The sequence below is a fragment of the Aquibium pacificum genome (genome assembly GCF_040839445.1).
Classification (GTDB): Bacteria; Pseudomonadota; Alphaproteobacteria; order Rhizobiales; family Rhizobiaceae; genus Aquibium; species Aquibium pacificus.
In genome coordinates this window covers 217,909-230,124 of record NZ_JBDPGJ010000007.1, presented here as the reverse complement: position 1 = coordinate 230,124, position 12,216 = coordinate 217,909, and the positions used below count along the sequence as shown (strand labels likewise).

The 12,216-nt window shown below is 65.1% G+C and carries 11 protein-coding genes; 6 read left to right on the top strand and 5 right to left on the bottom strand.

Annotation, left to right across the window (positions count from 1 at the left end):
* Positions 1-437 precede the first annotated feature (437 nt).
* On the bottom strand, positions 438-836 hold the full coding sequence (locus ABGN05_RS26180; RefSeq protein WP_367956958.1) for a response regulator: 399 nt from the start codon (positions 834-836) through the stop codon (positions 438-440).
* A 389-nt stretch (positions 837-1,225) separates the two neighbouring features.
* Here ABGN05_RS26180 and ABGN05_RS26175 point away from each other — a divergent pair, with 389 nt between their 5' ends.
* Positions 1,226-1,990, top strand: a complete 765-nt coding sequence (locus tag ABGN05_RS26175) for a hypothetical protein (protein WP_367956957.1) — start codon at positions 1,226-1,228, stop codon at positions 1,988-1,990.
* 17 nt (positions 1,991-2,007) lie between these two features.
* On the opposite strand, the gene ABGN05_RS26170 is transcribed toward ABGN05_RS26175, so the two are convergent.
* The 4 genes from ABGN05_RS26170 to ABGN05_RS26155 form a co-directional block, all read right to left on the bottom strand.
* Positions 2,008-4,725: an ATP-binding protein gene (locus ABGN05_RS26170; protein ID WP_367956956.1), complete on the bottom strand. Its 2,718-nt coding sequence runs from the start codon at positions 4,723-4,725 to the stop codon at positions 2,008-2,010.
* A complete protein-coding gene (locus tag ABGN05_RS26165; RefSeq protein ID WP_367956954.1) occupies positions 4,725-4,982 on the bottom strand; it encodes a hypothetical protein in 258 nt (85 codons plus the stop codon). The genes ABGN05_RS26170 and ABGN05_RS26165 overlap by 1 nt, the downstream gene beginning before the upstream one ends.
* Positions 4,979-5,353: a response regulator transcription factor gene (locus ABGN05_RS26160; RefSeq protein WP_367956953.1), complete on the bottom strand. Its 375-nt coding sequence runs from the start codon at positions 5,351-5,353 to the stop codon at positions 4,979-4,981. Before ABGN05_RS26160 ends, ABGN05_RS26165 begins: the two co-directional genes overlap by 4 nt.
* Before the next feature lie 87 nt (positions 5,354-5,440).
* Positions 5,441-6,913, bottom strand: a complete 1,473-nt coding sequence (locus ABGN05_RS26155) for a short-chain fatty acyl-CoA regulator family protein (RefSeq protein WP_367956952.1) — start codon at positions 6,911-6,913, stop codon at positions 5,441-5,443.
* A gap of 191 nt (positions 6,914-7,104) precedes the next feature.
* Between ABGN05_RS26155 and ABGN05_RS26150 the strand changes: the two genes are divergently transcribed.
* The 5 genes from ABGN05_RS26150 to ABGN05_RS26130 all read left to right on the top strand — a co-directional run bounded on the left by ABGN05_RS26150 (position 7,105) and on the right by ABGN05_RS26130 (position 12,209).
* Positions 7,105-8,445: a substrate-binding protein gene (locus ABGN05_RS26150; protein ID WP_367956951.1), complete on the top strand. Its 1,341-nt coding sequence runs from the start codon at positions 7,105-7,107 to the stop codon at positions 8,443-8,445.
* 86 nt (positions 8,446-8,531) lie between these two features.
* The gene (locus ABGN05_RS26145) at positions 8,532-9,554 is read left to right on the top strand and encodes a branched-chain amino acid ABC transporter permease (RefSeq protein WP_367956950.1); all 1,023 of its coding nucleotides are present in this window, start codon (positions 8,532-8,534) and stop codon (positions 9,552-9,554) included.
* Between the two features lies 1 nt (position 9,555).
* Entirely contained in the window at positions 9,556-10,689 is a 1,134-nt protein-coding gene (locus ABGN05_RS26140; RefSeq protein WP_367956949.1) for a branched-chain amino acid ABC transporter permease, read from the top strand.
* 12 nt (positions 10,690-10,701) lie between these two features.
* Positions 10,702-11,460 (top strand): ABC transporter ATP-binding protein, encoded by a 759-nt coding sequence (locus ABGN05_RS26135; RefSeq protein WP_367956948.1) that lies wholly within the window; start codon positions 10,702-10,704, stop codon positions 11,458-11,460.
* The gene (locus tag ABGN05_RS26130; RefSeq protein ID WP_367956947.1) at positions 11,460-12,209 is read left to right on the top strand and encodes an ABC transporter ATP-binding protein; all 750 of its coding nucleotides are present in this window, start codon (positions 11,460-11,462) and stop codon (positions 12,207-12,209) included. Before ABGN05_RS26135 ends, ABGN05_RS26130 begins: the two co-directional genes overlap by 1 nt.
* Positions 12,210-12,216: the final 7 nt, after the last annotated feature.

Genomic DNA, 12,216 nt, shown 5'->3' with positions numbered 1-12,216 from the left:
CATATTCTCTCGAAACGTGTCCGCCAAAGTCTCCGTTCGAACTACCCTCCCCTGGCGGGAAGAGCAGCTCAGCAAGACCATGCCGCCCACGTTTCTCTTTCTTCTCATTATGCAATTGTCAAAGAACCGGAGATCCCTCCTCCATGAGGAGGAACCGCCATCTCACCCGAAAGGGCAAGAGCAGGCTGCGTTCGTGGATTTCTCCACAATACCACAGCCAGAATTTTTGGGAAGACTGCGGAGGACCACGATGTGGTCGCGCGTCATTGCCGCTATATCGGGGCTTCAACTCGTGTTGTCAACCCCGCGGCCCCGTCGAACGTCGCTGCGGCGTCGTCCGTCGGTGGGCGGCTATATCTAGGTCGAGGGCCCAACTGTCAAGCGGGTTTTTTCCGCCGTCGAATTTTTTCTGCTGCACCGCACACCCAGGCATATGGCTAGCCGGCGCCGGCGCCGCCCTGATGTCCCGCAGCGACCGCTTTCTCGGCCACCTTCAGCGCGTTGCGCAGCTCGGACGTCCCGAAAGGTTTGTTGAGGAAGATGCCGATGCATTCGCAGCGGTCGAACAATTCCGGGTTGGCCGAGACCGCGATGCAATAGACGCCGAGGTCGCTGAGCTTTTCCGCGATGCGCGCGCCCGTCGGTCCGTCGGCGAGATTGCCGTCGATCAGCGCGATGTCGGGCGGCGTTTCGGCCGCCACAGCGATCGCGCTGTCATATGAGCTCGCATGACGCGTCAGGCTGTATCCGAACGTTTCGACCTGCATCTCGAGATCGAGCGCAATCATCATCTCGTCCTCGACGATGAGCACCCGGGTCGGTTGTGACTGTTCCATTTTTTCCACCCTGTCCGGCAAACCATCGCTGCGGCTGGTTGTTCCGCCCCGCAATTAAAAAATGTTAATCTGGCTATTGGGTTAAGCTGCTGTAAAAAGCCGGCGCAGCGTCTCGCGACGGCGGAAGCACCTCCCCGAATGCCGCGGTTTTGCCGCCTTCCGGCCGCTTTTGCAGACCCCTCCCCGCGCCGGCGAGCGCCCCTCGCAACATGTCCCCTGACCCGAAATCCGGTCCGGTTCCGCCGCTTCCGTTCATTCGGGCGGGAACTTCCTGGAGTCGCGTGCATTTTCCAGCCACCGAACGGCCCGAATGTTGGACGGCCCGACCATTGACAAGACAAGGGACACGACCGCGGCGTCGCCACGCCGCGGGCAGGAGAAGATTTGCCATGAAGACACCCATCGCCCTTTCCATGACCGTCCTCTCGCTGACGATTGCTTTCGGCTCCACGGGAGCGTCCGCGGCCTCGGGTTCCTTCTGCCGCCAGCTCGAGAACCGTCTGCACGTCGTCGCCGCGCCTTCCCGATCCGCCATCGATAACCGGCTTTCGCGGGCCGTGCAGATTGCAAGGGCAGACGGATGCGACGCCGGGGGCTACACCGTCGGCCGCAACACCGAATGCCGCGCCCATGTCAACCGGATCCAGCGGCTGCGCGACATGGCAGGTTCCGCAACACGGTCCAATGAGAGGGCCGCCACACGCACCCAGATAAAGGCGGCGTTGCGTGCGAACGGCTGCTTCGAGCCGCGGGAGCGCAAACCCGTGGAGCGGGTCGTGCGACTCGAGCCGTCGGCCAATCCGGTGCGCGACGTGGCCGGCAACATCCCCGTCCCCTCGCCACGGCCTTTGTCGCCTGCGGAAGCGTATCGCGCGCAATACGTGGCGTACGGCCGCAGCCTGGACACGGCGGCCGATCTTCTCGCCTATGCCCGCCTCGTCGAGCCACGCCCGCTGACGCCCGGCCAGCGCAACATCCGCGTCGTCGGCGGCAAGTTCCTTCCCGAGCAGAACGACGAGATGGAGTTCCAACGCGTCGCGATGGGCCGCAGCAATCCGGCCAACGATGCCCTGGCCTCGGTTCTGGGCTGGCTGAAAGGTGGCTTCGTGACGTCGGCGGTCGCCGAGGAGATCGACGTCGCGGAGGCGAATTAGACCGCGAGCTTCGGTCCTCAGGACCGAAGCTCGGGCGCGGCGGCCAGGCCCTTTTCCGAACAGGACGGCAGGGTGACGACGAACTCCGCGCCGCCGCCCTTTGGCGTGGCGAGTTCCAGGCTGCCTCCGAACCGCTCGACGATCTGGCGACTGATCGCCAGGCCCAGCCCCGCTCCCACCTGCCGGGGCATCGGACCGCGCGCGAACTTGACGAAGATGCGGTCCCTTTCGCTCTCGGGAATGCCCGGACCATTGTCGCCGATCCTTGCCTCGTAGACGCCCTTGCGGGCCATGCTTGAGACGGTGACGACCGGATCTTGACTGGTATTGTACTTGATCGCGTTGGAAATCAGGTTGATGAAGACCTGCGCCAGCCGGTCGCCATCGCCTTCCATCAGCACCTTGCGCGCGCGGCCGCGCCGTTTCAGCGTCACTCCGGCCGAATGTGCCAGCGCCTCGCAGCTCTCTATCGCGCGTTCCAGCGCGGCTTCCGGATCGAAAGGCTTCATCTCCCATTCGCCGGCGCCGTTCTCCAGGCGGTTCAGATCGAGGATGCCGTCGAGAAGCCGCGTCAGCCGCAGGCTCTCGTTCTGGATAATGCGCAGGTAGCGGTCGGAATGCTCCGCCGGAAGATCCGGATTGGCGAGTAGGATATCGCTGAAGGACCGGATCGAGGTCATGGGCGTGCGCACCTCGTGGCTCACCTGGCTCAGGAACTCGTCCTTCTGCACGTCGATCTCCCGAAGCTGTGCGTTCGCGCGGGTCAGTTCAGCCGCGGCAGCCTCCAGCTTTCTCGAATTCCGCTCCAGTTCGGCCGAATAGGCGCGGATCTGCTCGGTCTCGTCGGCGAGGCGCTTCAGTTCGTCGACGCTGATGCTCTCACTGGTGACGACGCTGGACACCAGGGACCGGGCGGTGGCCGCGCCCACGTTCGCCGCCAGGCGATGCTCGACCTGCGAGATCAGGTCGTCGCTGGCGACGGCGCCCTCTTCGCGCGCCGCGCCGGGCGGAAAGAGGCTCAGCGCCTCGGCGGGGCCGAGGATGCGGTCGGCGATCTGGCGCAGTTCGGAGATGCGCGCGGTCCGGCGCATCACGCTCGTCTCGCCCTCGGTCTGGCGGCGGAACACGTCGATGAACAGGCGCGACTGGTAGCGCGCAAGCGGGGTCGGTTCCGACACGATCGACACCCCGACGAAGAGGGTGATGTTGACGAACATGCTCCAGATGACCGCGTGGACCAGACTGTCGAAGCCGTTCAGGCCGAACAGCGCGTGGGGCCGCAGCCATTCCAGGCCCCAGGGTCCGTTCGCGATGACGCCGTCGCTCATGATGAAGGTGCCGCCGAAGCTCGGCAGGAACAGCGTGTAGGCCCAGATGGCGAAGCCTGCGGCCAGGCCGGCGACCGCGCCGCCCTGCGTCGCCCGCCGCCAGTAGAGGCCGCCGACCAGACTCGGCAGGAACTGCGCCACCCCGCAGAAGGAGATGAGGCCGATCGCCGCCAGGGCTTCCGAGGTCCCGCTGAGGCGGAAATAGAGGAAGCCGAGCAGGATGATGAACACGATGCTCGAGCGCCGCGCGCCCAGGATGAAGCTGCGCATCATCTGCGTGCTCGCCTCCGGCACGAGCGAGAACCGCAGCGCCAGCGGCATGACGATGTGGTTCGAAATCATCGTGGAGAGCGCGATCGACGACACGATCACCATGGAGGTCGCGGAGGAGAACCCTCCGAGGAAGGCCAGCATGGCAATCGTGTCCTGGCCGGAACTCAGCGGAAGCGTCAGGACGAAGAGATCCGGGTTCGACCCCTCCGGCAGGCGGCCCAGTCCCGCCACCGCGATCGGGATGACGAAGATGCAGATGAGGAAGAGATAGAGCGGAAAGAGCCAGGACGCGGTTCGAAGCTGTCTTTCCGAGGAATTCTCCACCACGGTGACGTGGAACTGCCGCGGCAGGCAGATGACTGCGGCACCGGCGAGAAAGCAGAGCGTGACCCAGCGCGTGCCGAAGGTCTGTTCCGCGCTCATGAGGCTGACGGGCGCGTGTTCGAGCGCATCGGCCGGAAAATTGGTGAAGGTCGCGACCACCCATATGCCGACGACCAGCAGCGCGACGAGCTTGACGATGGCCTCGAGCGCGATGGCCGCGACGACACCGTGGTGCCTTTCGTTCACGTCGATGTTGCGCACCCCGAAGATGATGGAGAAGACGCAAAGGCCTGCCGCGACCCAGAAGGCGGTGGCGTAGTCGGGTTCGAGCGGGATGTTGGCGGCGGTGACCGCGCCGGCGTGAAAGGTGATCACCTGGTAGCTCGCGGTCAGGGCCTTGAGCTGGAGCGCGATATAGGGCGCCGTCGCGACCAGCGCGACGATCGTCACCAGCGCGCCGAGCGCCGGGCTCTTGCCGAAACGGGCCGAAATCAGGTCGGCGATCGATGTCGTGTGATAGATCCGGCCAATCGTCACCAGCTTGCGCAGGAATATCCACCAGCCGACGAAGACGATCGTGGGACCGAGATAGATCGTGACGAACTCCAGCCCCGTCCGGGCCGCCGAGCCGACAGCGCCGAAGAAGGTCCAGGACGTGCAGTAGATCGAGATCGAAAGCGTGTAGACGAGCGGCGAGGAAAGCCAGCCGCCGGGGTCCTTCCGCGCGCGGCGGTCACCCGCGAAGGCGACGGCGAACAGGATCATCACGTAGCCGAGGCAGACGAGGACGACCAGGTTGGCGGGCAGCATCAGCGCGTCTCGGGCGGTCCCGGCAGGCGCGCGGCCTCGGACGCGTCCGGTTCCAGTCGGCGGGAGACGAGGAAGGCGACCAGGATGATTGCCGCCCACACGCCGAACACGTAGGCGACGATCAGGGGAATGCCGCCGACCGTGACGGGCGCGGCGAAGATGTAGACCAGCGGCGGGAACAGGAGCACGACGCCCAGGAAGGGAAGGATGGCCGAGGCATCCCGCGCACCCCGGCTATCGGGATCGTGCTCCTTCACCTCACGCCCGCCAGTTCGCGCACGCGGTCCACGACCTCGGCATTGGAGAACGGCTTGGTGATGAAGGCGGAGGCGCCGATCTCCTCGGCGTTCTGGCGGTCCTTGACCTGCCCCTTCGCGGTCAGCACGATGACCGGCAGGCCGGCCAGGCTCTCGTCCGAGCGAACCGCCTTCAGGACGTCGAAACCGTTGAGGCCGGGCAGCATGATGTCCAGGATGACGGCCGCGAAGCTCCGCGCGCGCATGATGCGCAGCGCATCGGCGCCGTCCGACGCGACCTCGACCGCGAACCCCGCCCGGCCCAGGATGAACCGCAGGGATTCCACGATGTTCGGCTCATCCTCGACGACCAGGATCGTCGCCTGTGTCAACTTGCAATGCCTCCCTGCGCCACAACCACTATAATCATCCATACCGCCGGGCCATAGGTCTTTCGTCGGAAACGCCCGCCGCCAACGTCAGGCGATCAGCGGCGCCTCCTGCCTGGCACCGCAGCCTATGCGCGAACAGAGGCGGCAGATCGTGCCGACCGGCACCATCGCCGTGCGCCTCTCCAGTCCGTCTCCATAGACGACCTCGGCCGAATCCGAGGCCGGGCAGGCGAGCATGATCGACAGCAGGTGCCGCGGCCGTCCGACCATCGCCGGCCCCTTCTCGATGGCGCGGGCGAAGAAGAGGAACTGTTCTCCCGCCGGCAGTTCGCCGTAGCTGCGAACCGTGACGCCAGCCGACTGGAATGCGCCGTAGACGGGCCACAGCGGACAGGCCGTGCCATAGCGCGGCAAGGGCAGCCCGGGAAGCGGCAGGCGTTTGGTCACGAAGCCCGACGGATCGGAACGCATATAGGCGAAGCGGACACCCTCGGAGCCCGGCCGGCGCAAGGTCGCCACCCGGTGCGCGGCCTGTTCGTAGGAAACCCCAAAGCGGCCGCAGAGTAGATCGAGATCGTAGCGACAGCGCCGCGCGGCGTCGAGGAACTCGTCATAGGGCATCAGAACGGCGGCGGCGGCGTAGCCGAGGAGCGCCGAACGGGCGAGGTCGCGAGCCTCCTCGGTCGGCAGCGTCTCGTGGTTCGTCACGATCCGCTCGATCTGCGACCCGGCGATCCGGTCCATCGCCCTGCGCACGAGGGCGAACTGGCGCGACGGCGCGGACATGGTCGCGCTGGCTTCGTTGTCTTCCTCCGGCCCAGGCATCCGGCGGGCAGCGGCGACGGCAGTCTCGCCCTCTCGGAAGGAGCGCCGGAAATCCGCGGCGGCGCCCTCGAGTTCGTCGAAGTAATTGTTCGTCTCGAAGATGAAGGCATCCACGTGTTCCATCGACGTCGCGGAACGGACGCGGGTGTTGGCATTGTCGAAGAAGTCCACCAGGGAGCGGGCGGCATCCGAGAGCTTGCCGGTATCGGAGGCGATGATCGACAAGAAGCGTGTCCGGTCGGCGGTATCGAGCGGCGAAAGACCGGCCAGGATCTCGGCAGCCGACCGGATCGAGGCGGCATGCGTCACGAGTTGGTGGACGCTCTCGCCGAGGAAGGGATCGTGGTTGAGCCGGTCCGCGAGCGCGATCACCGATTCGTTCTGGTCGCGATACGCCCGGTAGAGCTTGCGCACGAGTTGCGCCCACTGCGGAGACTGTCCGACGAGGTCGCCCGCGTCATCGGGGGAGACGAGACGAGACAGCGCGGGATCGAGCACGATCTCGCCGAGTTCCTCGGAGAGCTTGCGCTCGGCTTCCCCGTCGAGCACGGCCCGGTCCACGCCGAGTTCCTCGGCGATCCGGTCGAGCAGCGGACCGGTGGCCGGACGCTTGTTGCGTTCGATCAGGTTGAGATAGGGCGCGGACAGTCCCGACCGCCGGGCAAGCTCGGCCTGCGACAGTCCCTGCGCCTTGCGCAGGTTCCTGACTTTCCATCCCGGAACGGCGTTCTTCAACGGGCGACCTCACATCCGCTTGTAAAGCATTTACTATCATTCGCCCCGAAGATAGTACACATTTACAAATTTCCCCAATTAAACCAAAGGCTTATTGATATGTTTACAACGCTTTGCAAGAATGTGGACAGGCGGCGCACGAGTCGCCCCGTCCGTTTCCAGAATCGAAGCGACACCCAGGGAGGAACTCCATGAACTTCGACAAGATGAATCGCCGAATTTTCCTGAGGACCAGCGCCATCGCAGGCGCCGGTCTCGCCATGCCGACGATCTTCACCAGCCGCGCCTGGTCGCAGGAATTCTGCAACGCGCCGACTGGCTCCAGCGTGGTGCTGGGCTTCAACGTGCCGCAGACCGGTCCCTACGCCGAAGAAGGCAAGGACCAGCTCAAGGCCTACCAGCTCGCGGTCAAGCACCTCAACGGCGAGGGCGACGGCGGCATGCTCAACACCTTCAAGGGCTCCAGCCTGAAGGGCAACGGCATTCTCGGCAAGAAGGTCGAGTACGTCACCGGCGACACGCAGACCAAGTCGGACGCGGCCCGCGCCTCGGCGACGCGCATGATCGAGCGCGACAAGGCCGTCATGATCAGCGGCGGCTCGTCGTCGGGCGTGGCGGTCGCGGTGCAGTCGCTGTGCCAGGACATGGGCGTCATCTTCATGGCCGGCCTCACCCATTCCAACGACACGACCGGCAAGGACAAGAAGGCCAACGGCTTCCGTCACTTCTTCAACGCCTACATGTCGGGCCAGGCCATCGCGCCGGTTCTGGCCGAGGCTTACGGCAAAGACCGCCGCGCCTATCACCTGACGGCGGACTACACCTGGGGCTGGACCCAGGAAGAATCCATCAAGAACGCCACCGAGGCCCTCGGCTGGGAGACGGTCTCGGCCGTGCGCACTCCGCTCGGCGCCGCCGACTTCTCGCAATACATCACTCCGGTGCTCAATTCGGGCGCCGACGTGCTGGTCCTCAACCACTACGGCAACGACATGGTGAACTCGCTGCGCCAGGCGGTGCAGTTCGGCATGCGCGACAAGCAGGCCAACGGCAAGAACTTCGAGATCGTCGTTCCGCTGTTCTCCGAGCTCATGGCCCAGGGCGCGGGCGATGCCATCAAGGGCATCTACGGCACCGCCAACTGGGACTGGCAGCTCGACAACGAGGGCACGAAGGCTTTCACCAAGTCGTTCGGCGAGGAATACGGCACGCCGCCCTCACAGGCCGCCCAGACGGGCTACGCCCAGGCGCTGCTCTACGCCAATGCCTGCGAAATGGCCGGCACCTTCAATCCCGAAGGCGTCGTGAAGGCGCTGGAAGGCTTCGAGTTCGACGGCCTCGGCAACGGTCCGACGCTCTATCGCGCCGCCGACCACCAGTGCTTCAAGCCGGTGCTCGTGGTGCAGGGCAAGGAGAACCCGCGCGACAAGTACGATCTCCTCCAGGTCGTGAAGCAGGTCGATACCGAGGTCGTAACCTACGATCCGTCGATTTTCGGCGGCGAACTCGGCCCGGTCTCCAGCAAGTGCTGACACGGTGACTTCGGGCGGCCGGCCAACGGGGCCGGCCGCCTCACCTTTGCGGCATCCCCATCTCCCCCGTGCGGGGCGGAAACACCATGGACCAATTCGTTCTGCAACTGCTCAACGGCCTCGACAAGGGCGCTGCCTACGCTCTCATCGCGCTCGGCCTCACGCTGGTCTTCGGCACGCTGGGCGTCGTCAACTTCGCGCATGGCGCCCTGTTCATGATCGGCGCCTTCTGCGCCGTCGTCTTCAGCCGGCTGCTCCAGCTCGAGACGGTCACGGTCGATCCGGAGAAGCTGACGCCATGGGGATCGCCCATGGAGATCCGCACGCCGCTCGTGCAGGCTTGGCTCGGCGATTTTGGCGCCTTCCTGGTCCAGTGGTCGGTGCCGCTGTCAATCCTGTTCGCCATTCCCGTGATGCTGATCCTGGGCATCGCGATGGAACGCGGCCTCATCCGCTACTTCTATCGCCGCAGCCACGCCGAGCAGATCCTGGTGACCTTCGGTCTCGCAATCGTCCTGCAGGAGGTCGTGAAGGCCTATTTCGGCGCCAACCCCATCCCGGTCGCCGCACCGGCGGCGCTGTCGGGAAGCGCCGACGTCGGCTCCTGGGTCGGTCTCGCCGGCATCTACTACCCATGGTGGCGGCTGATCTACCTCGCCTTCGCGCTGCTGATCATAGGGCTCGTCATCGCCTTCCTGCGCTTCACCACCTACGGGATGGTCGTGCGCGCCGGCATGGAAGACCGCCAGACGGTCGGGTTCCTCGGCATCGACATCCAGCGCCGGTTCACGGTGGTGTTCGCCATGGCCGCGGTGGTGGCCGGCGTCGCCGGGGTCATGTACACGCCGATCGTCCCGCCCAACTACAACATCGGCATGGATTTCCTCGTCCTGTCCTTCGTCGTGGTGGTCGTCGGCGGCATGGGCTCGGTGTCGGGCGCGGTGCTGGCGGGCTTCCTGCTCGGCATCCTGCAGTCCTTCGCCGCCATGAACGAGGTCAAGAACATCATTCCCGGAATCGACCAGGTCATCATCTATCTGGTCGCGGTCGTCGTGCTGCTGACGATGCCGCGCGGCCTTCTGGGACGCAAAGGCGTGATGGAGAGCTGACATGGCGATGCTGAGAAACGATCTCGTCCTGCTCGCCGTCTTCGCGCTGGTGGTGCTGGCGATGCCTCTGTGGCTCGAGCCGATAGGCGCGGCCTATCCGGACCTGATGCAGAAGATCGCGATCTACGGGATCTTCGCGATCGGGTTCAACATCCTCTTCGGCATGACCGGCTACCTTTCGTTCGGCCACGCAGCCTTCCTCGGCGTCGGCTCCTACGCCGCGGTCTGGTCGTTCAAGCTCCTGACGATGAGCGTGATCCCCGCGGTGATCTTCGCGGTCGTGATCGCGGGTATCTTCGCCGCGGCGATCGGCTTCATCAGCCTTCGCCGCTCGGGCATCTACTTCTCGATCCTCACCCTCGCCTTCGCGCAGATGTCGTACAACCTCGCCTATTCGGTGCTGACGCCCATCACCAACGGCGAGACGGGCCTTCAACTGGCGCTCGACGATCCCCGGGTGCTCGACAGGGCCCTCTCGACCGGCGGACCCGGGATCCCGGCGCCGAGCCTGTTCGGCGAACAGCTCGTGGGGCTGAGCGGCTTCTATTTCTGCGCGGTGCTCCTCATCCTGTGCTTCTTCCTGGCCATGCGGATCGATCGCTCGCCCTTCGGCATGATGCTGAAGGCGATCAAGTCGAACCAGACCCGGATGGCCTACACCGGCTTCAACACCAAGCCCTACACGCTCGCCGCCTTCATCATCTCGGGCATGTATGCCGGGCTCGCCGGCGGCCTGCTCGCTGCGACCGATCCACTGGCCGGCGCCGAGCGCATGCAGTGGACCGCGTCCGGCGAGGTGGTGCTTATGACCATCCTGGGCGGCGTCGGCACGCTCGTCGGACCGGTGGTCGGGGCCGGCGTCATCAAATATTTCGAGAACATCTTCTCCGCCTTCCACGAGGCCAAGCTGCACGAGGCCTTCTCCTTCATGCCGGACGGGCTCGAGAACTTCTTCGTTGCAATCACCGCGCCCTTCGTCGGCGAGGGATGGCACCTGACGCTCGGCATCGTCTTCATGCTCATCGTCATCTTCCTGCCCGGCGGCCTCATGGAAGGCGTGCGCAGGTTACGGACAGCCTTCACACGCAAGCCCGCCGCTCGCGAAGAGACCGGCAAGTTCGCCCCGGCGGAATGAGGATCGGCACAGATGAGTAACGCAGTTCTCCACGTCGCCGACGTCCACAAGAGCTTCGGCGGCCTGAGGGCGCTGTCCGACATCGACCTCCAGGTGATGGAAGGCACGACCCATGCCATCATCGGGCCGAACGGTGCCGGCAAGTCCACGCTGCTCAACGTCTGCATCGGACGCATCGCGCCCGATACCGGCGCGGTTGTCTTCGACGGACAGGTGATCACCGGCAAGCGGCCGCACGAGATCAACCAGATGGGCGTCGTGCGGGTGTTCCAGACTCCGGAGATCTTTCCGGACCTAACGCTTCTCCAGAACGTCATGGTCCCCGCCTTCGCCAAGCGCGACGGTTCCTTTCGCCTCAATGCCCTGCAGCTGACCTCGCGCCAGAGCGCAATCCGCGAGGAGGCCGAACACTGGCTGGAGGACGTCGGGCTCTACAAGCAGCGCGAAACGCTCGCCGCCAGCCTGTCGCGCGGCGACAAGCGCCGGCTGGAACTCGCCATGGGCCTGGTCCAGCATCCCCGCCTGCTGCTCCTCGATGAGCCGACGGCGGGCATGTCGCGCCACGACACCAATGCCACGATCGATCTTCTGAAGAAGTTCAAGGAACGCGGAATGACCAAGGTCATCATCGAACATGACATGCACGTCGTGTTCTCGCTCGCGGATCGTGTTACCGTTCTGGCACAAGGCCGCATCATCGCGGACGGCAAGCCGGACGAGGTCAGGGGCAATCCCGTGGTCCAGGAAGCCTATCTGGGAGGGGCCCATTGATGAATGCCATGATCATGCCCGACGAGACGAAGGCAGCGGAAAAGGCGCCGTTCTTCAGCGTGCGCGACATCCATGCCTATTACGGCGAGAGCTACATCGTCCAGGGCGTCAGCTTCGAGATCCAGGAAGGCGACATCGTCGCGCTGCTCGGCCGCAACGGCGCGGGCAAGACCTCCACGCTGCGCACGCTGGCCCGCGCGCTCGACCCGCAGCTGAAAAGCGGCGAGATCTGGCTGAACGGCGAGGCGATCCACAAACTGCGCGACTTCCAGGCTGCCGGCAGGGGCATCCAGCTCGTCCAGGAGGACCGCCGCATCATTCCCGGCCTGACGGTCGAGGAGAACCTGAAGCTGGCGCAGATCAGCGAGCCGAAGGGCTGGTCGATCGAGAAGATCTACGACCATTTCCCGCGGCTCGCGGAGCGGCGCAAACAGGACGGGGTGACGCTCTCGGGCGGAGAACAGCAGATGCTGGCGGTTGCCCGGGCACTTGCCCGCGACCTGAAGCTCCTCCTGCTCGACGAGCCCTATGAAGGGCTGGCGCCCGTCATCGTGCAGGAGATCGAACGCATCGTGGAGCAGATCAAGGCACTCGGCATCACCACGATCATCGTGGAGCAGAACGCCGTCGCCGCGCTCGAACTCGCCAACCGCGCCCTGATCCTCGACATGGGCCAGATCGTCTTCGACGGCTCCGCGCAGGCGGTGCTCGACAACGTCGAACTCCGCAACGAGTACCTCGCGATCTGAAGCCGGA